The organism is Pseudomonas sp. 14P_8.1_Bac3 (genome assembly GCF_025466085.1).
Classification (GTDB): Bacteria; Pseudomonadota; Gammaproteobacteria; order Pseudomonadales; family Pseudomonadaceae; genus Aquipseudomonas.
The window spans coordinates 239,956-263,142 of the sequence record NZ_JANLOD010000068.1 but is presented as its reverse complement, the minus strand read 5'-3'; the positions used below and the strand labels follow the sequence as shown (position 1 = coordinate 263,142).

Annotated in this window: 19 protein-coding genes; 9 read left to right on the top strand and 10 right to left on the bottom strand. The window is 61.2% G+C overall.

From position 1 onward, the window contains the following. Positions 1-50: 50 nt before the first annotated feature. The 4 genes from mdtD (at position 51) to yccS (ending at position 6,717) form a co-directional block, all read left to right on the top strand. Positions 51-1,478 (top strand): multidrug transporter subunit MdtD, encoded by a 1,428-nt coding sequence (mdtD, locus tag NTD84_RS23840; RefSeq protein WP_262170711.1) that lies wholly within the window; start codon positions 51-53, stop codon positions 1,476-1,478. Between the two features lie 156 nt (positions 1,479-1,634). Continuing rightward, positions 1,635-2,972 (top strand): ATP-dependent RNA helicase DbpA, encoded by a 1,338-nt coding sequence (dbpA, locus tag NTD84_RS23835; protein ID WP_262170773.1) that lies wholly within the window; start codon positions 1,635-1,637, stop codon positions 2,970-2,972. A 153-nt stretch (positions 2,973-3,125) separates the two neighbouring features. Further along, on the top strand, positions 3,126-4,304 hold the full coding sequence (locus NTD84_RS23830) for an NAD(P)/FAD-dependent oxidoreductase (RefSeq protein ID WP_262170710.1): 1,179 nt from the start codon (positions 3,126-3,128) through the stop codon (positions 4,302-4,304). 226 nt (positions 4,305-4,530) lie between these two features. Then, positions 4,531-6,717, top strand: coding sequence for a YccS family putative transporter (yccS, locus tag NTD84_RS23825; protein ID WP_262170709.1), 2,187 nt, complete (start codon positions 4,531-4,533; stop codon positions 6,715-6,717). Between the two features lie 102 nt (positions 6,718-6,819). On the opposite strand, the gene NTD84_RS23820 is transcribed toward yccS, so the two are convergent. After that, positions 6,820-7,557: a substrate-binding periplasmic protein gene (locus tag NTD84_RS23820; protein WP_262170706.1), complete on the bottom strand. Its 738-nt coding sequence runs from the start codon at positions 7,555-7,557 to the stop codon at positions 6,820-6,822. 256 nt (positions 7,558-7,813) lie between these two features. On the opposite strand from NTD84_RS23820, the gene NTD84_RS23815 reads away from it, so the two are divergent. Further along, positions 7,814-8,266, top strand: coding sequence for a GNAT family N-acetyltransferase (locus NTD84_RS23815; protein ID WP_262170703.1), 453 nt, complete (start codon positions 7,814-7,816; stop codon positions 8,264-8,266). Positions 8,267-8,354: 88 nt separating this feature from the next. Here the strand turns inward: NTD84_RS23815 and NTD84_RS23810 are convergent, their stop codons facing one another. The 3 genes from NTD84_RS23810 to NTD84_RS23800 are packed head-to-tail and all read right to left on the bottom strand — an operon-like array spanning position 8,355 to position 11,327. Further along, a complete protein-coding gene (locus NTD84_RS23810) occupies positions 8,355-8,651 on the bottom strand; it encodes a winged helix-turn-helix domain-containing protein (RefSeq protein ID WP_262170701.1) in 297 nt (98 codons plus the stop codon). Positions 8,652-8,666: 15 nt separating this feature from the next. After that, on the bottom strand, positions 8,667-9,158 hold the full coding sequence (locus tag NTD84_RS23805) for a M48 family metallopeptidase (RefSeq protein ID WP_262170698.1): 492 nt from the start codon (positions 9,156-9,158) through the stop codon (positions 8,667-8,669). Positions 9,159-9,203: 45 nt separating this feature from the next. Continuing rightward, positions 9,204-11,327, bottom strand: coding sequence for a putative bifunctional diguanylate cyclase/phosphodiesterase (locus NTD84_RS23800; protein ID WP_262170695.1), 2,124 nt, complete (start codon positions 11,325-11,327; stop codon positions 9,204-9,206). Between the two features lie 321 nt (positions 11,328-11,648). Here NTD84_RS23800 and NTD84_RS23795 point away from each other — a divergent pair, with 321 nt between their 5' ends. Beyond that, positions 11,649-12,317, top strand: coding sequence for a polysaccharide lyase family 7 protein (locus NTD84_RS23795; protein WP_262170692.1), 669 nt, complete (start codon positions 11,649-11,651; stop codon positions 12,315-12,317). Positions 12,318-12,524: 207 nt separating this feature from the next. Here the strand turns inward: NTD84_RS23795 and fba are convergent, their stop codons facing one another. The 6 genes from fba to tkt all read right to left on the bottom strand — a co-directional run bounded on the left by fba (position 12,525) and on the right by tkt (position 18,860). Continuing rightward, the gene (gene fba / locus NTD84_RS23790) at positions 12,525-13,589 is read right to left on the bottom strand and encodes a class II fructose-bisphosphate aldolase (protein WP_008081027.1); all 1,065 of its coding nucleotides are present in this window, start codon (positions 13,587-13,589) and stop codon (positions 12,525-12,527) included. Between the two features lie 248 nt (positions 13,590-13,837). Beyond that, complete coding sequence (locus NTD84_RS23785; RefSeq protein WP_262170690.1) at positions 13,838-14,170, bottom strand: MliC family protein; 333 nt, start codon at positions 14,168-14,170, stop codon at positions 13,838-13,840. A 56-nt stretch (positions 14,171-14,226) separates the two neighbouring features. Further along, complete coding sequence (locus NTD84_RS23780) at positions 14,227-14,448, bottom strand: hypothetical protein (RefSeq protein ID WP_262170688.1); 222 nt, start codon at positions 14,446-14,448, stop codon at positions 14,227-14,229. A gap of 31 nt (positions 14,449-14,479) precedes the next feature. After that, entirely contained in the window at positions 14,480-15,643 is a 1,164-nt protein-coding gene (locus NTD84_RS23775) for a phosphoglycerate kinase (RefSeq protein WP_262170686.1), read from the bottom strand. A gap of 12 nt (positions 15,644-15,655) precedes the next feature. Then, positions 15,656-16,708 (bottom strand): erythrose-4-phosphate dehydrogenase, encoded by a 1,053-nt coding sequence (gene epd, locus NTD84_RS23770; RefSeq protein WP_262170684.1) that lies wholly within the window; start codon positions 16,706-16,708, stop codon positions 15,656-15,658. A 154-nt stretch (positions 16,709-16,862) separates the two neighbouring features. Next, on the bottom strand, positions 16,863-18,860 hold the full coding sequence (tkt, locus tag NTD84_RS23765; protein ID WP_262170681.1) for a transketolase: 1,998 nt from the start codon (positions 18,858-18,860) through the stop codon (positions 16,863-16,865). A gap of 260 nt (positions 18,861-19,120) precedes the next feature. Between tkt and NTD84_RS23760 the strand changes: the two genes are divergently transcribed. The 3 genes from NTD84_RS23760 to ligB all read left to right on the top strand — a co-directional run bounded on the left by NTD84_RS23760 (position 19,121) and on the right by ligB (position 23,157). Next, complete coding sequence (locus NTD84_RS23760) at positions 19,121-20,116, top strand: ArsR/SmtB family transcription factor (RefSeq protein WP_262170679.1); 996 nt, start codon at positions 19,121-19,123, stop codon at positions 20,114-20,116. An 18-nt stretch (positions 20,117-20,134) separates the two neighbouring features. Continuing rightward, positions 20,135-21,325, top strand: coding sequence for a methionine adenosyltransferase (metK, locus tag NTD84_RS23755; RefSeq protein WP_262170677.1), 1,191 nt, complete (start codon positions 20,135-20,137; stop codon positions 21,323-21,325). A 158-nt stretch (positions 21,326-21,483) separates the two neighbouring features. After that, on the top strand, positions 21,484-23,157 hold the full coding sequence (gene ligB, locus NTD84_RS23750; protein ID WP_262170674.1) for an NAD-dependent DNA ligase LigB: 1,674 nt from the start codon (positions 21,484-21,486) through the stop codon (positions 23,155-23,157). Positions 23,158-23,187: the final 30 nt, after the last annotated feature.

The following is a 23,187-nucleotide window of genomic DNA, read 5'->3' as shown; positions in this document are numbered from 1 at the left end:
ATTGTGATCCGCCACGACATCGCATTAACACGTCTTCCACAAGAGGTCCCATGCCCAACCGCCAACCTCTCGACCCCATCACCGCCCGCTGGTTGCCGTGGGTCGTGGCCATCGCTTTCTTCATGCAGTCCCTCGACGGGACGATCCTCAACACCGCCCTGCCGGCCATGGCCCGCGACCTGGCGGAAGACCCGCTGCGCATGCAGGGCGTGATCATCGCCTACATGCTCACCGTCGCCTTGCTGATCCCTGCCTCAGGCTGGATCGCCGACCGTTTCGGCACCAAGAAAATCTTCTTTGGCGCGATCCTGCTGTTCAGCATCGGCTCATTGCTCTGCGCATTGTCGAGCAGCCTGAGCCTGCTGATTGGCGCCCGGGTGATTCAGGGCCTCGGCGGTGCACTGATGCTGCCGGTCGGGCGGCTCGTGGTGCTGCGCGCCTACCCGCGTTCGGAGCTGGTGCGGATCATGGGCTTCATCACCATCCCCGGACTGCTCGGGCCGTTGATCGGCCCGACGATGGGCGGCTGGATGGTGGAATACCTGACCTGGCACTGGATCTTCCTGATCAACTTGCCGGTCGGCGCCATCGGCTGCTACGCCGTGTGGAAATTCATCCCCGACCTGCGCGGCACGGAGCGCACGCGCTTCGACAGCCTCGGCTTTTTGCTGTTTGGCGCGGCGATGGTGCTGATCACCATTGCCATGGAAGGCCTTGGCGAATTGCACCTGCCGCATCTGCGCGTGATGTTGCTGCTGTTCGGCGGCATGGCGTGTCTCGCCGCGTACTGGCTGCGCGCCGGGCACATCGATAACCCGCTGTTTGCGCCATCGTTGTTCAGGACCCGGACCTTTGCCGTGGGCATCCTCGGCAACCTGTTCGCCCGCCTGGGCAGCGGCGCCCTGCCATTCCTCGTGCCTCTATTGCTGCAAGTGGCGCTGGGCTATTCGCCGTCCCAGGCCGGGATGAGCATGTTGCCGCTGGCCGCGGCGGCGATGTTCGCCAAGTGGTACGCCCGGCCGCTGATCGAACGTCTGGGTTATCGCATCGTGCTCACCGGCAACACACTGGCGCTGGGCGTCATGCTCGCGAGCATGGGACTGGTCAGCGAACAGACCCCGTACTGGCTGCTGCTGTGTCTGCTGGCCATTCTCGGCGCGATCAACTCGTTGCAGTTCACCGCGATGAACACCGTGACCCTGATCGACCTCGACGACGCCAGCGCCAGCAGCGGCAACAGTTTGCTGTCGGTGGTCGCGCAACTGTCCCTGAGCCTCGGCGTGGCCTGCGCCGGTGCGCTGCTCGGCGGATTCACGGCAGAAGTCGGCAATGACGGGGTCGAGACGGTGTTGGGCGCGTTCCAGTTGACCTTCGTGACCGTGGGCATCATGGCGATGCTGGCGGCCACCATCTTCTCGCAGCTGTCCAGGGAAGACGGACGGCGCGTCAAGCGTCCAGAGGAGCACATAGAGCCCTAGGTTCCAGACGATAGGTGCCTGCGCCCGGCGACTTCTCGTCCGGAAACTACGGGCGAATGGCCACGGGACTGATACACTGCGCGACATTTTGTTTTGCAGGCCAGTCCCGTGACCACCATCGCCACCGCTTTTAATACTTTGCCGCTGTCCGCCGCCATGCTGGCTAACCTCGAGTCCCTCGGTTATACCCAGATGACGCCGATCCAGGCGCAAAGCTTGCCGGTGATCCTCAAGGGGATGGACCTGATCGCCCAGGCCAAGACCGGCAGCGGCAAAACCGCGGCCTTCGGCATCGGCCTGCTGAACCCGATCAATCCGCGCTTCTTCGGTTGCCAGGCGCTGGTCATCTGCCCGACCCGCGAGCTGGCCGACCAGGTTGCCAAGGAAGTCCGGCGCCTGGCCCGTGCCGAAGACAACATCAAGGTCCTGACCTTGTGCGGCGGCGTCGCGTTTGGCCCGCAGATCGGTTCGCTGGAGCACGGCGCGCACATCATCGTCGGCACCCCGGGCCGCATCCAGCAGCACCTGCGCAAGGGTTCGCTGGTCCTGCACGGCCTGAACACGCTGATCCTCGACGAAGCCGACCGCATGCTCGACATGGGCTTCTATGATTCCATCGAAGAAATCATTGCCCAGTGCCCGGAGCGCCGCCAGACCCTGCTGTTCTCCGCCACCTACCCGGTGGGCATCAAGCAGCTGGCTTCGAAATTCATGCGTAACCCGCAGCAGGTCAAGGCTGAAGCGTTCCACGACGACACGCAGATCGAGCAGCGTTTCTACGAAATCTCTCCGGAAGAGCGGATGGACGCGGTGGTCAAAGTCCTCGCGCATCACCGTCCGGCATCCTGTGTCGCGTTCTGCTTCACCAAGCAGCAGGTGCAGGAAACCGTTGATCACCTGACCGCCAAAGGCATCTCCGCCGTCGGCCTGCACGGCGATCTGGAACAGCGTGACCGCGATCAGGTCCTGGCGATGTTCGCCAACCGCAGCACCTCGGTGCTGGTGGCCACCGACGTCGCTGCCCGCGGCCTGGACATCGATGCGCTGGACATGGTGATCAACGTCGAGCTGGCCCGTGATTCGGAAATCCACATTCACCGCGTGGGCCGTACCGGCCGCGCCGGTGAGAAAGGCATCGCCATCAGCCTGGTCGCTCCTTCCGAAGCGCACCGCGCCCAGGCCATCGAGCAATTGCAGAAGTCGCCGTTGAGCTGGGATCAGCTGGACAACCTCAAATCCCAGGGCGGCGCACCGCTGCTGCCGGCGATGAGCACGCTGGTGATCGGCGCGGGGCGCAAGGACAAAGTGCGTCCGGGCGACATTCTTGGCGCATTGACCGGCGACGCCGGCATTCCGGGCGCCCAGGTTGGCAAGATCGCGATTTTCGATTTCCAGGCGTACGTCGCCGTGGAACGCGGCATCGCCAAGCAAGCGTTGCAGCGCCTGAACGATGGCAAGATCAAAGGCCGTTCGTTGCGCGTGCGCATCCTGTAAGCGCTCGTCTGGCAGACAGAAATCAAATGTGGGAGCGGGCTTGCTCGCGAAAGCGCTTGATCAGTCGACATTGATGTTGAATGAGATGGCCTCTTCGCGAGCAAGCCCGCTCCCACAGTCAATTTTGTGGTGACACATCAAGAGGACACCGTTTTGCGCTCTACCGAAGTCGTGATCATTGGCGCTGGCGCCGCAGGGTTGATGTGTGCGCTGACCGCCGCCGGGCGCGGGCGCAAGGTGATGTTGCTCGACCATGCGAACAAGGCCGGCAAGAAAATCCTGATGTCGGGCGGTGGCCGCTGCAATTTCACCAACATGTACACCGAACCGGGCAATTTCCTCTCGCACAACGAGCATTTCTGCAAATCCGCCCTGGCGCGTTACACCCAGTGGGATTTCATTGGCCTGGTTGCCAAACACGGCGTGCCGTACCACGAAAAGAAACTCGGCCAGCTGTTTTGCGATAACAAGTCCAGCGACATCCTCGAGATGCTGCTCAACGAGTGCGATCAGGTTGGGGTAAGCGTGCACCTCGACACCTCGATCCAGACCATCGAGAAAGTGGAAAGCGGTTACCTGCTGGACACCACCCTCGGTCAGTTGACCTGCGAATCGCTGGTGATCGCCACCGGCGGCCTGTCCATCCCGACCTTGGGCGCGACCGGCTTCGGTTATCAAGTGGCCAGACAGTTCGGCCATGACTTGCTGCCCACTCGCGCCGGCCTGGTGCCGTTCACCATCACCGATCAACTCAAGGCGCTGTGCACCGAGCTGTCCGGCACTTCGGTGGATTGCCTGGTGAGCTGCAACGAGCAGAGCTTCCGCGAGAACATCCTGTTCACCCACCGCGGTCTCAGTGGCCCGGCGATCCTGCAGATTTCATCGTTCTGGGAATCCGGCGATACGGTCGAGATCAACCTGATGCCGGATCACGACGTGCCAGCCTGGCTGCAACAGCAGCAAGCCGAACGCCCGAACAGCGAGCTGAAAACCCTGCTCGGCGAGATATTCACCAAGAAAATGGCCAACCTGCTGGCGGACAGCTGGTTTGTTTCCAAACCGATGAAGCAGTACACCCACGGGGAAATTGCCGACATCGCCGAAAAACTGGCGAGCTGGACAGTCGTACCGGCCGGGACTGAGGGCTACCGCACGGCGGAAGTGACCCTGGGCGGCGTCGATACCCGCGAGGTTTCGTCGAAGACCATGGAATCGCTGAAAAGCCCCGGTTTGTATTTCATCGGTGAGGTACTCGATGTGACGGGGCACCTGGGCGGTTTCAACTTCCAGTGGGCCTGGGCCTCGGGTTACGCCGCTGCGCAGTTCGTCTGACTACACGCAAAACCCAATGTGGGAGCGGGCTTGCTCGCGAAAGCAGTTTGACAGGCAACACCGGCGTTGAATGTTACGGCCCCTTCGCGAGCGAGCCCGCTCCCACATTGGACTTGTGTTGATCTTTAAGGGAACAGATTTTGCTGTCAGATGTGATCGGCGCCATTGCGTCGACGTCATTACTGGCTCAATTTAGCGTCATTGCCTCGGAAGGCCCTCGCACTTCATGCCATCGACACCTTTTCGTCAGTCTCTGCGTCGCCTTTGGGCACTGGATAAATTCAGCTACAGCGTGCGGGTGTTCATCGCCCTGACCGGCAGCATGGCGCTGTGTTGGCACCAGGATGAAATGGGGCTGCTGATTCCGCTGTTCCTCGGGATCATCGCCAGTGCCCTGGCGGAGACCGACGACAGCTGGCAGGGCCGCCTCAATTCGCTGGCGGTGACACTGGTGTGTTTTGCCGTCGCCGCGCTTTCGGTCGAACTGCTCTTCCCCTACCCGATCCTTTTTATCATCGCCTTCGCCCTGGCCGCTTTCTGCCTGACCATGCTCGGCGCCCTCGGCGAGCGTTATGGCGCGATTGCCTCGGCGACGTTGATTCTGTCGGTCTACACCATGATCGGCGTGGACCAGCGCGGTGGCGCGGTCACCGATTTCTGGCACGAGCCGCTGCTGCTGGTGGCGGGTGCAGCGTGGTATGGCGTGCTGTCGGTGTTGTGGCAGGCGATGTTTTCCAACCAGCCGGTGCAGCAGAGCCTGGCGCGGTTGTTCCGTGAACTGGGTTTTTACCTGAAGCTGAAATCGTCGCTGTTCGAGCCGATCCGGCAAATGGACGTCGAAGCCCGGCGACTGGAACTGGCTCAGCAAAACGGCCGGGTGGTCGCGGCGCTGAACGCTGCCAAGGAAATTATCCTGCACCGGGTCGGCAACGGTCGACCCGGCTCGAAAGTCAGCCGTTACCTGAAACTCTACTTCCTCGCCCAGGACATCCACGAGCGCGCCAGCTCTTCGCACTATCCGTATAACGCGCTGGCCGAGGCATTTTTTCACAGCGACGTGCTGTTCCGCTGCCAGCGCCTGCTGCGCCAGCAAGGCAAGGCCTGCCGGGCGCTGGCGGAATCGATCCAGATGCGCCAGCCGTTCATCTACGACGCCGGTTTCGCCGAAGCCCTCAGCGACTTGCACGCCTCCCTCGAACACTTGCGCATCCAGAGCAATCCGGCCTGGCGTGGACTGCTGCGCTCCTTGCGCGCACTGGCCGCCAACCTCGGCACCCTCGACCGTTTGCTCAGCGACGCAAGCAACCCCGACGCGCTCGCCGACGCCACCGACAGCAGCCTGCTCGACCGCTCACCCCGCAACCTCAAGGACGTGTGGATTCGCTTGCGCACGCAGCTGACGCCGACGTCGCTGCTGTTCCGCCACGCTCTGCGTTTGCCCCTCGCCTTGAGCATCGGCTACGGCATGGTGCATTTGATTCACCCGTCCCAGGGTTACTGGATCATCCTCACCACGCTCTTCGTCTGCCAACCGAACTACGGGGCGACGCGGCGCAAACTCGGGCAGCGGATCATCGGCACTGCAATCGGCCTGACTCTGGCGTGGGCGCTGTTCGATCTGTTCCCCAATCCGCTGGTGCAATCGTGCTTCGCCATCGCCGCCGGGGTAGTGTTCTTTACCAACCGCACCACCCGCTACACCCTGGCCACAGCCGCGATCACCCTGATGGTGTTGTTCTGTTTCAATCAGGTCGGCGACGGCTACGGCCTGTTCCTGCCGCGACTGCTCGATACCTTGCTCGGCAGTCTGATCGCCGGGCTCGCGGTATTCCTGTTCCTGCCGGACTGGCAGGGCCGGCGCCTGAACAAAGTGCTGGCCAATACCCTGACCTGCAACAGCATTTACCTGCGTCAGATCATGCAGCAATACGCCGCCGGCAAGAGCGACGACCTGGCTTATCGCCTGGCCCGACGCAACGCGCACAACGCCGACGCGGCCCTGTCGACAACCCTGGCCAACATGCTGATGGAGCCGGGGCATTTCCGTAAGGAGGCGGACGTCGGGTTCCGCTTCCTGGTGCTGTCGCACACTTTGCTCAGTTATTTGTCAGGGCTGGGCGCGCACCGGGAAACCCAGCTACCGGCGGAAGTGCGGGAACAGTTGATCGAGGGCGCCGGGGTGAAACTGGCGGCCAGCATCGACGAGATCGCCCAAGGTCTGGCGAGTAAACGGCCGATTGCGATTCAGAGCGACGAGGAAGAGGCGCTGGCCAACGAGCTGGAGCAGATGCCGGACGAGATCGACGAAGGGCAGCGCCTGGTGCAGACGCAGTTGGGGCTGATCTGCCGGCAGTTGGGGCCGCTACGGACACTGGCGGCGCATCTCATCAAGGATACGAGCGAAGATTCGTAGCGTTTGAAGGCCCCATCGCGAGCAGGCTCGCTCCCACAGGAGAACGTATTTCAAGGTGGGAGCGAGCCTGCTCGCGATGGCGCCGGATGCCTTATCGCCGACTCACATCCCATGCTGCCTCATCAACCGTTCATAACTGCCATCCGCCTTCATTTTGGCAATCTCGCGATCAAACCTGGCGACGATCTGTTCATGCTGCGGATTTTTCAGGCTGACCAGGATATGCAGGCTGTTCTCGCTCAGCGGCTTGGGCAGGAACTCCACCGAGTTGCGCACTTTGATTGACTCCCGGGCCAGGTAATAACGGGCGACGTATTCATCCTCCAACGTCAGCTTGACCCGGTCGGCAGCGACCATGCGCACGGCCATGGCGAAACTGTGCACCGGGATTTTCTGCAGCGAGGTGTCCTCGTCGAACGCCGGTGAATAGGCATAACCCCGGACCACGGCGATCGGGTACGTATGCAGTTGCTGCAGGTTATTGAATTCGATGGGCGCGTCCTTTCGCTTGAGAAAGCGCACGCGGTTGAGCAGGTATTCACCAGAAAACTGGCCAAGCCGGGTGCGATCATCGGTGTACCAGGCGTTCACCAGCACGTCGTAGCGCCCTTCGCCGACGCCGAGCAGCGCCCGGGCCCAGGGCACCTGTTCAAACTCGCTGGCATAGCCGGCGCGGGCCAGCGCGGTACTGACGATGTCGGTGGCCAGGCCGCCGTTGACCAGCGTGGCGTCGGTAAAGGGCGGCCACAAGTCGGCGACCAGTCGCAACTTTTCCGCGGCAGCGTTCTGGGTCAGCAACAGCCATCCGATCAAGACTAAAGCTCGATGCAATCGCGGCATGCTCGAAAATCCTTAGCGGGCGGCTGCCCGGCGTGTTTTCAGCCAAAACTCCTAAGGCCCCTTACCGGCAAAACCCAGGTACTAACATTAGCTCATCGAAGCCACTGCACAGCGCTTCTTCCCAGATTACACAAAGAAGACAGCAGCGCGAGAAATGAATGATGGCATTTTGGCCTTTGTCACAGATTTCTCCGCCATCGAGACATCGTTCGTCCAGACGCTTAGTATCGACGCCACTGGGTCAAGGAATGTGAAGATGACAATTGATTGGGTCTGCAAACACCACAACGATCTTGGCAAGGAGCAGCTGTACGCCATTCTGCAGCTGCGGGCCGAGGTGTTCGTTGTCGAGCAGAAATGTGTGTATCAAGACGTGGATGGTCAGGATCTGGAGGGTGACACCTGCCATCTGATGGCCTGGGCGGGCGATCGGCTGGCAGCGTACCTGCGCTTGCTCGATCCGGAGTTGCAGGGCGGCGACGTGGTCATCGGGCGGGTGATCACCGCGCCGGATTATCGCGGCCAGGGGTTGGGCCATGAGCTGATTGCCCAGGCGTTGAAACAGGCGCAGAAGCGCTGGCCTGAAGTGCCGGTGTACCTCTCGGCCCAGGCACATTTGCAGGGGTATTACGGGCGATATGGATTTGTCGTGGCGGGTGAGGAATATGTCGAGGATGGCATTCCACACATAGGCATGCGCCGCGCCTGACGGCCTCTTCGCGAGCAAGCCCGCTCCCACCTTGGATCATGTGGGAGCGGGCTTGCTCGCGAAGGCGTCAGTCCAAACAACGCAGATGTCAGGGATACTCCAACACCCCCTTGATCTGCCGCAAATTACGCTCGATCCATCCCCGATCAATCGCCCCCCACTCGCGAATCCGATAGCGCCCGGCATGATTACGCGCGCCCTCTTCCTGCTCGAACTCACAAATGATGTCCAGATCCGCCAACGCCGCGATGGTGTCCTGGGCCGTGCGCCGGGGCATGCCGGTCACCTCAGTCAAGGCCGGGACGCTACTGGCCAGCCCGCTGTCGATCAGGTACGCCACGTACAGCCGGCGATAGAAGCTGCTCTTGGTTTTGCTTACGTCCATCCAACACTCCTGGGCTTACTGCAATTCCCGCCACGTCAGGTACACCCGCAAGTCGAACTCCACCTGGTGATACCCCGGCAACATGTGTTCGCACAGTTTGTAGAACGCCTTGTTGTGATCCGATTCCTTGAAGTGCGCGAGCTCGTGCACCACGATCATCTTCAGAAACTCGGCGGGCGCTTCCTTGAACAACGAGGCGACGCGGATTTCCTTCTTGGCCTTGAGCTTGCCGCCCTGCACCCGCGAGATCGTGGTGTGCAGGCCCAACGCACGGTGGGTCAGGTCCAGGCGGTTGTCGAACAACACCTTGTCGATGGCGGGGGCGTTGCGCAGGTATTCCTGCTTCAGGTCCAGGGCATAGCTGTACAGCGCCTTGTCGCTCTGCACATCGTGCTGTTGCGGGTAACGCTGACTCAGGTAATCGCCCAGCCGACCTTCGGCGATCAGCTGGCGCACCTGATCCTGCAACGCAACGGGATAGGCCTGGAGGAATTTCAAGGCAGTCATCGGGGCGGCAACGTCAATTACGGAAAGGTCGCCAGTGTAGCGAATTCATTCGGCCAGCGCGCTCCAGTCAAACGGCTGGACGAAGTCGCCAACCTCTTCGGCAACCATCGGGTGCGCCACCAGGAAACCTTGCACGTACTCGCAGCCATTGGCTTGCAGCCACTCATATTGCGCGATGGTTTCCACCCCTTCGGCGATCACCAGCATGCCGTATTGCTTGCACAGGTCGATCACGTTGCGCACCAGCGCCGCGTCCCGCGAGGAGGCGGGCAAACGGGCGATCACATGCCGGTCGAGCTTGAGCGTGTCCAGCTCCAGGTCGCGCAGATGGGACAGCGAGCACGGTCCGGAACCGAAATCATCCAGCGCCACCCGCACCCCCAGGTTACGCAGCAGACGCAGTTGTTTGCGGGTTTCCTCCGGGTTGTGCATCAAGGCCTCTTCCGTGACCTCGACTTCCAGATGCCGCGCCTCCAAGCCGTGACGCTCCAGCACTTGGCGCAACTCGGTGACCAGGTTGGGCATGCCGAACTGCGTGCTGCTCAAGCTGACGCCCAGCACCAGGTCCTCGGTGAACAGTGTTTCCCAGGCTTTGCGTTGCCCGGCGCTGCGGTGATAGATCCAACTGCCCAGACGGCTGATCAACCGCGCCTCTTCCAGCAACGGTAAAAACAACCCGGGCGGCACGTCGCCGACACTCGGGTGCTGCCAGCGCAGCAACGCTTCGAAGCCGCGAATCCGCCCGCCGTCGATCGCCACCTGCGGCTGATACACGAGGTTGAAATCACGGCTTTCGATGGCCGTGCGCACACTTTCTTCGAGCATCAACCGCGAACGCGCGCGACCGTTCATGTCGTGATCATAAAAGCGATATTGCTGGCGACCGGCACGCTTGGCTTCGTACATGGCGATGTCCGAAGCGCGCAGCAAACCGTCGAGATTGGCCCCGCATTCCGGGTAGGTGGCGATGCCGATGCTGGCACCCAGGGCGATGTCCAGACCGTCGATCTGCTGACAGATCGATACGCGTTCGATGAGCTTCTCGGCAATCTTCGCCGCTTGCTCGGGGAATTCCAGATCGAGCAACGCCGTAAACTCATCACCGCCCATGCGCGCCAGAATGTCGAAGGGCCGCAGGCAGGCCTTCAACTGCTCGGAAACCCAGCGCAACACCCGGTCGCCGGCATCGTGGCCGAGGGAATCGTTGACCCGTTTGAAGCCGTCGAGGTCGAGGTACAGCAACACCCACGCGCTGTCAGCGCGCTCGCCGCGCAGCAGCAGGTTTTCGACAGTTTGATAGAAGCCCCGGCGGTTGAGCAGCCCGGTCAACGGATCAGTGACGGCCTGAAACTCCAATTGCTGATGCAGGTGGCGCACCACCGACATGTCCAGCACCGTCACCACCATGGCATGTTGCTCGGCGGGCAGCGGCGCGCAGGACAGCGCCACCGGCACCTGCTGGCCGGGGGCGGTTCGCAGCAACGCGTCATGCAGGCGCGAGGTCTCCCCGCGCCGGTAACCGGCAAACAACTCGGAATCGGCCCACACCGGGATATGAGGTTTTTGCAGGTAATCGAGAAACTCTTTGCCTTGCAGTTCCTGCAGCGTGGCGTTGAGCAGCCGGGACATCGCCGGGTTGGCAAACCGGATCAGACCGTCTTCGCCGACCACCAGGATGCCTTCGGCCGCGTTGTCCAGCACCGACGCATTGAACGCGCGAGCGACCTCCAGATCGTGGCTCAGACGCTGCAACGCGCGACGATTGCGCTGGTGCTCGAGCAGCGCCTGGACTTTGGGCTTGAGAATCTGCGGGTCGAACGGTTTGAACAGGTAATCCACCGCACCGCTGGCGTAGCCCTTGATCACGGCGTCCTGGGACTGCTCGTTGGCGGTGAGGAAAATGATCGGCGTCAGACGAGTGCGCTGGCTGCCGCGCATCAGGCGCGCGACTTCAAAACCGTCCATGCCCGGCATCTGCACATCCAGCAGCACCAGGTCGATATCGTGTTCAAGCAGCAGACTGAGGGCTTCAAAACCGGACGCAGCCGTAATGACCTGCCAGTCCTGGCGCTGTAACAACGCGCGCATGCTGATCAGGTTTTCAGGGTAATCATCGACGATTAAAAGGGTTGAGCTGCCGTCGGCTGGCGTAGTTTGCGCGCATTCCATGCTGCTTCTCTTGTCGGGGCGTCAGGCCGGTTTCTCGTGAAAACCGGACAAATACTAAGCTTTCACTCTAGACCGGGACACGGTAAAGCAGAAGCTGTCAGTACGCCATCATTTAACCAATGGGTTCATTTACCGACTAACGGTCACCTCTACACGCCGCTAGAAACGGGAGAGATGGCCTTTTAACAGGATTTTGACGTCATCCATCTGTCAGACAGGCGTTAACAAAATAGCCTTCTACGCTTATAAAGACCGCCCTCCAAGGCGCGTGCTAGAGCTTCTGGTACGTGCGTGCTGCAAAATTCGTGGAAGCTTTTGCCTATGATCGATCTCGCAACCTGGAACCTTAGCGTTCCTGTCGGCAACCCGCCGTACACCGTCGAAACCGCCAAACTGGTGAAGGGCTTCAAGGATCAATACTTCCACTCCGACACCGGCACCTTGTTTTTCTGGTCGCCGGTGACCGGCACCCGCACCGAAAACGCCAAATACCCTCGTACCGAATTAAGGGAAACCTACAGCAACGGCACCCTGCGCAACTGGCTCTACCCCGACGCCGACAATTCCCTGCGCGCCACCCTGACAGTGAACCAGGTGCCGAGCTCGGGCAAGATCGTCATCGGCCAGATTCATGCCTATGAAAGCCAGAAGCCTCTGGTAAAGGTCGAGTATCAATACAAGACCAGCAGCAAGACCGGCAACATCGTCGCTAAAGTGCGCATGCACCCCGATGACGGCGAAGGCCGGGTGATCACGATCGCCACGGGCGTGAAACTGGACCAGCAATTTTCCTACCTCATCCACCTAAGCCCGGGGGGCGCACTCGGTATCAGCGCCGCGGGTTATCAGTGGGACACCGACATCAGCAAGACCTGGCGGGACAAACCCTTGTATTTCAAGGCCGGGGTGTATGTGCAGGACAATACCGGGTACACCAGTGAAGGCGGGAAAGTGACATTTCGCAAGCTGGATATCGATCACGATAAGTAACTCCGACCGCAAAACCGCCCATCGCACGCCCCCCCTGTAGGAGCGAGCTCGCTCGCGATGGTCGTTAACGATGACGCGTGCTGCCTGAATGAACGCGGCGCTCCAAAGCCCATCGCCAGCAAGCTGGCCCCTACAAGGGGATTCAAAGGATTGAAAAACAAAAAACCCGCATTTCTGCGGGTTTTTTTATGGCTGGACGCTGAAGGCTTAATTGACCTTGGCGTTCAATTCACCTTTCAGGTAACGCTGATACATCGCTTCCAGGGAGATCGGCTTGATCTTCGAAGCGTTGCCGGCGGTGCCGAAAGCTTCATAACGCGCGATACACACATCACGCATCGCAGTCACGGTGGCGCCGAAGAATTTACGCGGGTCGAACTCGCTCGGGTTGGTGGCCATCAGGCGACGCATGGCACCGGTGGACGCCAGGCGCAGGTCGGTGTCGATGTTGACCTTGCGCACGCCGTGCTTGATGCCTTCGACGATTTCTTCAACCGGTACGCCGTAGGTTTCCTTGATGTCGCCGCCGTACTGGTTGATGATCGCCAGCCACTCTTGCGGAACCGAAGACGAACCGTGCATCACCAGGTGAGTGTTTGGAATGCGCTTGTGGATTTCCTTGATGCGGTCGATCGCCAGCACGTCGCCGGTCGGCGGCTTGGTGAACTTGTACGCGCCGTGGCTGGTGCCGATGGCGATGGCCAGGGCATCGACCTGGGTGCGCTTGACGAAGTCAGCGGCTTCTTCCGGGTCGGTCAGCATCTGGCTGTGATCCAGAACGCCTTCGGCGCCGATGCCGTCTTCTTCACCGGCCATGCCGGTTTCCAGCGAACCCAGGCAACCCAGCTCGCCTTCGACCGAAACGCCGCAGGCGTGCGCCATGGCCACGGTTTGTTGAGTAACGCGCACGTTGTAGTCGTAGTCGGTCGGGGTCTTGCCGTCTTCGCCCAGGGAACCGTCCATCATTACCGAGCTGAAGCCCAGTTGAATGGAGCGCTGGCAGACGTCAGGGCTGGTGCCGTGGTCCTGGTGCATGCACACCGGGATGTGCGGGAATTCTTCGATGGCGGCCAGGATCAGGTGACGCAGGAACGGCGCGCCAGCGTATTTGCGAGCACCGGCCGAAGCCTGGACGATCACCGGGGAGTCAGTCTTGTCAGCGGCTTCCATGATGGCGCGCATCTGCTCAAGGTTGTTGACGTTGAAGGCTGGAACGCCGTAGCCGAACTCGGCTGCGTGGTCCAGCATCTGGCGCATGCTGATAAGTGCCATTGTGTAGGTCTCTCCCGGTTTGGGTCGTTAATCGTGCCAGCCTGCCGGAGCGGCGGCGGCTATTCAAGTTTTTGCAGATCGGGGGTCGAGGCCCGCTCTGGTGATTCGGTACAACAAAATCGTGAGAACTGCGCAGACTCCCTGTGGGAGCGAGCCTGCTCGCGAAAGCAATCTCGCCGTCGCTGGTGCAGTGCCTGTCAGAGCCCTTTCGCGAGCAGGCTCGCTCCTACAGATAGGGCGCAGTCCGTTTATTGCGCCTTGCAACCACGGCCAATCAAATCATTGGTGGCGACCCAGTAAACCAGGCCTTCCTCACCTTTTACGTGAAACGCCAGCATGTCATTGCTGTACAACGAACCTTCGGCGCCCGGTTCAAGCTTCAGGCGATATACCTGATCGGCCCCGCCGAGACGTACATCGACGGCCTTGCGACTGTCATCAGTGTAGCGCCAGAGCACTTTGGCCTGACTGTCGCAGGTCCAGGTGGTCCAGTTGTCCGTCGATTCGGCCGGCTTGAACAGGTTGAAATTCGAGCAACCCGCCAGCAGTGCCAGCGCCGTAATGGCGATAAAACCTTTCATCCGTGTTCCTCGGCTGACGGCACCCGCCATCAGCCCTGAGTAAGGAGTCAGACCCGTCAAGGGCAACCATGTTCCTTGGCGGGCGTCTGCGTTTCATATTTGTCCAGGCCATCAGGCCCGGAACGCTTGTTGAGCACCGGGTTGGTCTCCGCCTGCCAGTCGGCCTGGTAACAGCCTTTTTCCACTGACTGAGGCGCGGGCTCCGGCTTGGCCTTCGGGTTACTCCCGCAAGCTGCCAGCGACCCCGCAACGATCAACAGCGCGAGCATCTTGACCATGTGAACACTCCCTTGCCTGGCCAAATCAGCCTCAGGCCTTGGCCCGGGATTCCAGGACTTCGACGGCCGGCAGCACTTTGCCTTCGACGAACTCGAGAAATGCGCCACCACCGGTGGAGATGTAAGAGATCTGATCGGCCACGCCATACTTGTCGATGGCCGCCAGGGTGTCGCCGCCGCCCGCGATGGAAAACGCCGAGCTTTCCGCGATGGCCTGGGCCAGCACTTTGGTGCCGTTACCGAACTGGTCGAATTCGAACACGCCCACCGGGCCGTTCCACAGGATGGTCTTGGACGACTTCAACAGTTCGGCAAAATTCGCCGCGGTCTGTGGGCCGATGTCCAGGATCATGTCGTCCGCGGCCACGTCGGCAATCAGCTTGACGGTCGCGCTGGCGCTTTCAGCGAACTCCTTGGCAACAACCACGTCGACCGGCAGCGGCACGCTGACTTTGGCCGCGATGGCGCGAGCGGTGTCCAGCAAGTCCGGCTCATACAGGGATTTGCCAACCGGGTGACCGGCAGCGGCCAGGAAGGTGTTGGCAATGCCGCCGCCGACGATCAGCTGGTTGCAGATCTGGCTCAGGCTGTTCAGCACGTCGAGTTTGGTCGACACCTTGGAGCCGGCAACGATGGCCGCCATTGGCTGGGCCGGCGAGCCCAAGGCTTTGCCCAGTGCGTCCAGTTCAGCGGCCAGCAGCGGACCGGCCGCGGCGACTTTGGCGAACTTGGCCACGCCATGGGTCGACCCCTCGGCGCGGTGAGCGGTGCCGAAGGCGTCCATCACGAACACGTCGCACAGGGCGGCGTATTGCTGGGCCAGTTCATCGGCGTTCTTTTTCTCGCCCTTGTTGAAGCGCACGTTTTCGAACAGCACGATGTCGCCGGCCTTGACGTCCACGCCGCCCAGGTAGTCGGCGACCAGCGGCACTTCGCGGCCCAGGGCCTTGCTCAAGTAGTCAGCGACAGGCTTGAGGCTGTTCTCGCCGGAGAACTCGCCTTCGGTCGGACGGCCAAGGTGCGAGCAGACCATCACGGCCGCGCCTTTCTCCAGGGCCAGCTTGATGGTCGGCAGCGAAGCCAGGATTCGCGCATCGCTGGTGACCACACCGTCCTTGACTGGGACGTTGAGGTCTTCGCGGATCAGTACGCGCTTACCTTGCAGATCGAGGTCGGTCATCTTCAACACGGTCATGGGTCGCATTTCCTACTGTTTTTGAGAGGCAGCTGTTTGCAGATAATGTTCTGCAACGTCCAGCATTCGGTTGGCAAAACCCCATTCGTTGTCGAACCAGGCCAGGATGTTCACCAGCCGCGGGCCGGAAACTCGGGTCTGACTGGCATCGACAATGGCCGAATGTGGGTCATGGTTGAAATCACAACTGGCATGAGGCAACTCGGTGTAGGCCAGGAGGCCCTTGAGCGGACCGCTGGTGGCAGCCTCACGCAGTATCCGGTTGACCTCGGTAGCGTCGGTGTCACTGACGGTCTGCATCGTAATGTCGAGGCAGGACACGTTCACCGTCGGGACGCGTACGGCTTTGGCCTGGATTCGCCCGGCAAGTTCCGGCAGCAGGCGTTCGATGCCGCGCGCCAGACCGGTGGACACAGGGATCACCGACTGGAATGCCGAACGGGTGCGGCGCAGGTCTTCGTGATGATAGGCGTCGATCACCGGCTGGTCGTTCATTGCCGAGTGGATGGTGGTGATCGACACGTATTCCAGACCAATGGCCTGATCCAGCAGGCGCAGCAGCGGCACGCCGCAGTTGGTCGTGCAGGAGGCGTTGGACACCAGCAGTTCGTCGCCGGTCATGCAATCCTGGTTTACGCCGTAGACGATGGTGGCATCGACATCCGCCTCGCTGGCCATCGGCTGGGAAAACAGCACCCGCGGCGCACCGGCGTCGAGGAAGCGCTGGCCGTCTTCACGGGTGTGGTAAGCGCCGGAGCACTCCAGCACCAGGTCGACGCCCAGTGACGCCCAATCGATGCCTTCAGGGGTGGCACTGCGCAAGACTTTCACGCAGTCGCCATGAATATGCAGACAATCGCCCTCAACTCGCACTTCGCCGGGAAAACGCCCGTGCGTGGAGTCGAAGCGTGTCAGGTATTCGATGCTGGCCATGTCGGCCAGATCGTTGATCGCAACAATCTCAAACCCGGCCTTCTCGCCTCGCTCGAACAGCGCACGCAAGACGCAACGACCAATCCGGCCGTAGCCGTTGAGTGCAACTTTGTAGGGACGCGGTTGAGGCATGGGGGTTCTCGATTACCGGGGTATATCCGTCAGTTCTGCGCTGTTTGTACCACCGCTATCGCGAGCAGGCTCGCTCCCACAAGGGCAATACAGAACCCTGTGGGAGCGAGCCTGCTCGCGAAGGCGTCAGCCCAGACGATGCAGCTCTTTGGACTTAGTCTTCCAGCAGCTCTTCAGCCTGACCCAGGATGTTTTCCAGGGTGAAGCCAAACTCCTCGAACAACGCTGGCGCCGGCGCCGACTCACCGTAGGTGGTCATGCCGATGACGCGGCCTTCCAGGCCCACGTACTTGTACCAGTAGTCCGCGTGAGCGGCTTCGATGGCGATACGCGCGCTGACCTGCAACGGCAGGACCGATTGCTTGTAGCCGGCGTCCTGGGCATCGAACACGCTGGTGCACGGCATCGACACAACGCGCACGTTGCGACCCTGCGCAGTCAGCTTGTCGTAAGCCTGAACCGCCAGGCCCACTTCCGAACCGGTGGAGATCAGGATCAGCTCAGGCTCGCCGACGCAGTCCTTCAACACGTAACCGCCACGGGCGATGTCAGCGATCTGGCTGGCGTCACGCTCCTGATGCTGCAGGTTCTGGCGCGAGAAGATCAGCGCCGAAGGGCCGTCCTTGCGCTCGAGCGCCAGTTTCCAGCACACCGCCGATTCCACGGCATCGGCCGGGCGCCAGGTGTCGAGGTTCGGTGTGCTGCGCAGGCTGGTCAGTTGTTCGACCGGCTGGTGCGTCGGGCCGTCTTCGCCCAGACCGATGGAGTCGTGGGTGTAGACGAACACCACGCGCTTCTTCATCAGCGACGCCATGCGCACGGCGTTGCGCGCATATTCCATGAACATCAGGAAAGTCGCGCCGTAAGGCACCAGGCCGCCATGCAGGGACACGCCGTTCATGATCGCGCTCATGCCGAATTCGCGAACGCCGTAGTACATGTAGTTGCCGCTGGCGTCTTCGGCCGAAACACCTTTGCAACCTTTCCACAGGGTCAGGTTGGAGCCGGCCAGGTCAGCGGAACCGCCGAGCAGTTCAGGCAACAGCGGGCCATAGGCATTCAGGGCGTTCTGGCTGGCTTTACGGCTGGCGATGGTTTCGCCCTTGGCCGCGACTTCAGCAATGTAGGCCGAGGCTTTTTCCGCGAAGTCAGCCGGCAGTTCGCCGCTCAGGCGACGAACCAGCTCGTTGGCTTCGGTCGGGAACGCAGCGGAGTAGGCAGCGAAACGCTGGTCCCACTCGGCTTCAGCGGCTCGACCTTTTTCCTTGGCGTCCCACTCGGCATAGATGTCGGCCGGGATTTCGAACGGACCGTAATTCCAGTTCAGCGCCTTGCGGGTCAGGACGATTTCCGCGTCACCCAACGGGGCGCCGTGGCAATCTTCTTTACCCTGCTTGTTCGGCGAGCCAAAACCGATGGTGGTCTTGCAGCAGATCAGGGTCGGCTGCGCGCTTTTGCGGGCAGTTTCAATGGCGGTCTTGATCTCTTCAGGATCGTGGCCATCGACGTTGCGGATCACCTGCCAGTTGTAGGCTTCGAAACGCTTCGGCGTGTCGTCGGTGAACCAGCCTTCGACTTCGCCGTCGATGGAGATGCCGTTGTCATCGTAGAAGGCGATCAGCTTGCCCAGGCCCAAAGTACCGGCCAGGGAGCCGACTTCGTGGGAAATGCCTTCCATCATGCAGCCATCACCCAGGAAAACGTAGGTGTGATGGTCAACAATGTTGTGGCCTGGACGGTTGAACTGCGCCGCCAGGACTTTTTCTGCCAGGGCGAAACCCACGGCGTTGGCCAGGCCCTGACCCAACGGACCGGTGGTGGTTTCAACGCCAGGGGTGTAGCCGAATTCCGGGTGGCCCGGGGTGCGGCTGTGCAGCTGGCGGAAGTTTTTCAGGTCATCGATCGACAGGTCGTAGCCGGTCAGGTGCAGCAGCGAGTAGATCAGCATCGAGCCGTGGCCGTTGGACAGCACGAAGCGGTCACGGTCGGCGAACGATGGATTGCTCGGGTTGTGCTTCAGGTAGTCACGCCAAAGTACTTCGGCGATATCCGCCATACCCATCGGGGCACCGGGATGGCCGCTGTTGGCTTTTTGCACGGCATCCATGCTGAGGGCACGAATGGCGTTGGCACGCTCACGACGGCTGGGCATCGCTGATCTCCTAGGGTTTGAATAAAACGAAACGGAAAAAAGGCGAGCATTTTCCCTCACCGACCCGCCTCGGGGCAATGACAGATAGTCATCTGAAGGCGTTTTTCCGGTGGATAAATTCGCATTCGCCTGATGAAACCTTTCCGCTGACGAATTGTAGAGTGACCCTTTCCCCGAGAAGTGCCATCTATCGAGCAATATCAAAACTTTTTGATATTGCTCTTGCGATGCTTTCGGAGCGTCACTAGACTGCTGGCCCTATGAATTTACGCGTGCCTTCCATTCAACACGATGATTGCGACGAGCTGGCGGCCCTGTGCAAGGCCGGCGGTGACCCGCTGCGATTGAATGTATTGCGCGCACTGGCCAACGATTCGTTTGGTGTACTGGAACTGGCGCAGATTTTCGGCATCGGCCAGTCGGGCATGAGCCACCACCTCAAGGTCCTGGCCCAGGCCGACCTGGTGGCGACGCGCCGTGAAGGCAATGCGATTTTCTATCGCCGCGCCCTGCCCCACACCGAACTGCTGGGCGGCAAGCTGCACGCCGCGCTGCTCGATGAAGTGGATAACCTGACCCTGCCTGCCGATGTGCAGGCGCGGATCGGCCAGGTCCACGGGCAACGCGCCGCCGCCAGCCAGGATTTTTTCTCACGGGTCGCGGAGAAGTTTCGCGCCCAGCAGGATTTGATTGCCGGCCTGCCACAGTATCGCGACAGCGTGGTGGCCCTGCTCGACAAACTGAGCTTCAGTGAAACGGCGACGGCCATTGAAGTCGGCCCCGGCGACGGCGCTTTCCTGCCGGAACTGGCGCGCCGTTTCCGCCACGTTACGGCGCTGGACAACAGCCCGGCGATGCTCGAGCTGGCGCGCCAGGTCTGCGACCGTGAAGCGCTGGCTAACGTCAGCTTGCAACTGGCCGATGCACTGAAGGGTGCCAGCGTGCAGGCCGATTGCGTGGTACTGAACATGGTGCTGCACCACTTTGCCGCGCCGGCTGATGCGCTCAGGCAGATGGCTGATTTGCTGCAACCGGGCGGTAGCCTGCTCGTGACAGAGTTATGTAGCCACAACCAGAGTTGGGCCAGGGAGGCCTGCGGTGATCTGTGGTTGGGGTTTGAACAGGACGATTTGGCCCGTTGGGCCACCGCTGCGGGACTCGTTCCCGGGGAAAGCCTCTATGTAGGCTTACGTAATGGTTTCCAGATCCAGGTCCGCCATTTTCAGCGGCCGACTGGCGACACTCACCATCGGTAAATTCAGGAAAAAATCGAGATGAGCGAATACTCCCTCTTCACCTCCGAGTCCGTGTCCGAAGGGCACCCGGACAAAATCGCCGACCAGATTTCCGATGCGGTGCTGGACGCCATCATTGCTGAAGACAAGTTCGCCCGTGTGGCGTGCGAGACGTTGGTGAAAACCGGTGTGGCAATCATCGCGGGTGAGGTCACCACGTCGGCCTGGGTCGACCTGGAAGAAATCGTGCGTAACGTGATTCTCGACATCGGCTATAACAGCTCCGACGTCGGCTTCGACGGCGCGACGTGCGGCGTGATGAACATCATCGGCAAGCAGTCCCCTGACATCAACCAGGGTGTCGACCGCGCCAAGCCAGAAGATCAGGGCGCCGGCGACCAGGGCCTGATGTTCGGCTACGCCAGCAACGAAACCGACGTGCTGATGCCAGCACCGATCACCTTCTCGCACCAACTGGTTCAGCGCCAGGCCGAAGCCCGTAAATCCGGCCTGCTGCCTTGGCTGCGTCCGGACGCCAAGTCGCAAGTGACTTGCCGTTACGAAGGCGGCAAGGTGGTGGGGATCGACGCCGTTGTACTGTCGACCCAGCACAACCCTGACGTGTCCTACAAAGACCTGCGCGAAGGCGTGATGGAGCTGATCGTCAAGCACGTACTGCCTGCCGAACTGCTGACCAAAGACACCCAGTTCCACATCAACCCGACCGGCCAGTTCATCATCGGTGGCCCGGTAGGCGACTGCGGCCTGACCGGTCGCAAGATCATCGTCGACAGCTACGGCGGCATGGCCCGTCACGGCGGCGGCGCGTTCTCCGGCAAGGATCCATCGAAGGTTGACCGTTCGGCCGCCTACGCCGGTCGCTATGTAGCCAAGAACATCGTCGCAGCCGGCCTGGCCGAGCGTTGCGAGATCCAGGTGTCCTACGCAATCGGTGTGGCCCAGCCTACGTCGATTTCGTTGAACACCTTCGGCACCGGCAAAATCAGCGACGACAAAATCGTCAAGCTGGTTCGCGAAGTGTTCGACCTGCGTCCATACGCGATCACCACCATGCTCGACCTGCTGCACCCGATGTACCAGGAAACCGCAGCGTACGGCCACTTCGGCCGCACCCCGGCGACCAAGACCGTGGGCGAAGACACCTTCACCACGTTTACCTGGGAAAAAACCGACCGCGCTGAAGAGCTGCGTTCGGCGGCCGGCCTGTAAGACTTTTCCGGTAGCACCCAAAGCCCTGCACGGTTCGCCGTGCGGGGCTTTTTATTGGATTTCGTTCTACACCGGAAACACCAGGCAAAACACCCACCCTTCTTGCACACAAAACCTGACTAGCCTTCAAGCAATCCCATTGAGCAAGGACGCTCACAATGCTTCTGCGCCTGTTTTCAGTTTTCTTCCTGGCCTTGATCTGCTCCGTTTCACAGGCCGCCGACTGCCCCGACTGGCCACCCGCCAGGGCGCTCGAAGAAATCACCGCCCTGCAAAAACAAATCGACACCTGGGACGACAGCTATCACCGCCGTGGCCGCTCGCTGGTCGCCGACGAACTCTACGATCAATCCCGCGCGCGACTGACCGACTGGCGCGAGTGTTTTGGCCTCGGCCCGACACCCGAGCCTTTGCGCACCGCTGGCGGCAAGATTGCCCACCCGATTGCCCACACTGGCCTGGAAAAGCTGCGGGATGGCCGCGCGGTCGAGCACTGGCTGCACGACCGCAAGGACATCTGGATACAACCCAAGGTGGACGGCGTGGCGGTCACCCTGGTTTATCGCAACGGCTGGCTGCACCAGGCAATCAGTCGCGGCGACGGTATGAACGGACAGGACTGGACGATCCCGGCGCAGCAGATCCCTGCCATCCCCAACCAACTGACTCAACCCTTGGATGTGCTGGTGCAGGGCGAACTCTATTGGCGCCTGACCGACCATGTGCAAGCCAAGGCCGGCAGCCTCAATGCCCGCTCCACGGTGGCAGGATTGATGGCCCGCAAGGAACTCACCCCCGAGCACGCCGCCGGCATTGGCCTGTTTGTCTGGGATTGGCCGCGAGGCCCGGCCAGCCTGCCCTCGCGTGTTACCGAGCTGGAGGAACTGGGTTTGCCGAGCCCGGCGCCTTACAGCCACCCGATCCAGTCACTCGCCGAGGCCGAACACTGGCGCGATCACTGGTATCGCTCGCCCCTGCCGTTTGCCAGCGACGGTGTGGTCCTGCGCCAAAGCCAGCGTCCTGCGGCCGAACGTTGGCAGGCGAAAACGCCTTACTGGGCCGTCGCCTGGAAATACCCCTTTGCCCAGGCGCTGGCCGAGGTGCGAAAAGTCGAGTTCAAGGTCGGCCGTACCGGCCGGATCACACCGGTGCTGGAGCTGAAACCGGTAACGCTGGATGATCGGCAGATCAAACGCGTGAGTGTCAGTTCCCTGCGACGCTGGGAGGAACTGGATATCCGCCCCGGCGATCAGGTGTCCATCAGCCTCGCGGGGCTGACCATTCCCAGGCTCGATGGCGTGGTCCTGCGTGCCACCGAGCGCGCGCAATTAAAGGCACCGTTGGCCGCCGACTTTCATTCGTTGAGTTGCTGGCAGCCGACGCCCGGTTGCGAAAGCCAATTCCTCGCGCGACTGGCCTGGCTCAGCGGCAAACAGGGGCTGGCCTTGCCCCATGTTGGCCCCGGGACCTGGAGGAAACTTCTCGAAACAGGCCATCTCAACGGCCTGCTGGATTGGTTGACCCTCGATGCTCAAGAGCTTGCTAACATTGATGGCTTCGGCGAACGCAGTGCGGCTCGTCTTTCAAACAGCTTCAACAGCGCTCGCCAACGTCCTTTTGCCCGCTGGCTCAACGCGCTTGGTTTACCGCCGACTGGCCAGGCACGACTTGCCGATTCCTGGCAGGAACTGGCACAACGAGACACCGCACAATGGCAGGCCGAGGCCGGCATCGGCCCGGGACGCGCAGCGCAATTGAGCGCGTTTTTTCGCGACCCGCAGGTTCTGGCCTTGCGTGACACATTACGTGCGGCGGGGATCGACGGTTTTTAGTGACCGCGATGCCCGCCCACACGGGAACCC

Bases quoted from the DNA above. Each gene is read 5' to 3' on its own strand.
- NTD84_RS23760 (WP_262170679.1), top strand. From the start codon at position 19,121: ATGAATTTACGCGTGCCTTCCATTCAACACGATGATTGCGACGAGCTG.
- NTD84_RS23815 (WP_262170703.1), top strand. From the start codon at position 7,814: ATGACAATTGATTGGGTCTGCAAACACCACAACGATCTTGGCAAGGAG.
- NTD84_RS23805 (WP_262170698.1), bottom strand. From the start codon at position 9,158: ATGACTGCCTTGAAATTCCTCCAGGCCTATCCCGTTGCGTTGCAGGAT.
- fba (WP_008081027.1), bottom strand. From the start codon at position 13,589: ATGGCACTTATCAGCATGCGCCAGATGCTGGACCACGCAGCCGAGTTC.
- metK (WP_262170677.1), top strand. From the start codon at position 20,135: ATGAGCGAATACTCCCTCTTCACCTCCGAGTCCGTGTCCGAAGGGCAC.
- dbpA (WP_262170773.1), top strand. From the start codon at position 1,635: ATGCTGGCTAACCTCGAGTCCCTCGGTTATACCCAGATGACGCCGATC.
- NTD84_RS23795 (WP_262170692.1), top strand. From the start codon at position 11,649: ATGATCGATCTCGCAACCTGGAACCTTAGCGTTCCTGTCGGCAACCCG.
- yccS (WP_262170709.1), top strand. From the start codon at position 4,531: ATGCCATCGACACCTTTTCGTCAGTCTCTGCGTCGCCTTTGGGCACTG.
- NTD84_RS23775 (WP_262170686.1), bottom strand. From the start codon at position 15,643: ATGACCGTGTTGAAGATGACCGACCTCGATCTGCAAGGTAAGCGCGTA.
- epd (WP_262170684.1), bottom strand. From the start codon at position 16,708: ATGCCTCAACCGCGTCCCTACAAAGTTGCACTCAACGGCTACGGCCGG.
- mdtD (WP_262170711.1), top strand. From the start codon at position 51: ATGCCCAACCGCCAACCTCTCGACCCCATCACCGCCCGCTGGTTGCCG.
- NTD84_RS23820 (WP_262170706.1), bottom strand. From the start codon at position 7,557: ATGCCGCGATTGCATCGAGCTTTAGTCTTGATCGGATGGCTGTTGCTG.
- NTD84_RS23780 (WP_262170688.1), bottom strand. From the start codon at position 14,448: ATGGTCAAGATGCTCGCGCTGTTGATCGTTGCGGGGTCGCTGGCAGCT.
- NTD84_RS23785 (WP_262170690.1), bottom strand. From the start codon at position 14,170: ATGAAAGGTTTTATCGCCATTACGGCGCTGGCACTGCTGGCGGGTTGC.
- tkt (WP_262170681.1), bottom strand. From the start codon at position 18,860: ATGCCCAGCCGTCGTGAGCGTGCCAACGCCATTCGTGCCCTCAGCATG.
- NTD84_RS23800 (WP_262170695.1), bottom strand. From the start codon at position 11,327: ATGGAATGCGCGCAAACTACGCCAGCCGACGGCAGCTCAACCCTTTTA.
- NTD84_RS23810 (WP_262170701.1), bottom strand. From the start codon at position 8,651: ATGGACGTAAGCAAAACCAAGAGCAGCTTCTATCGCCGGCTGTACGTG.
- ligB (WP_262170674.1), top strand. From the start codon at position 21,484: ATGCTTCTGCGCCTGTTTTCAGTTTTCTTCCTGGCCTTGATCTGCTCC.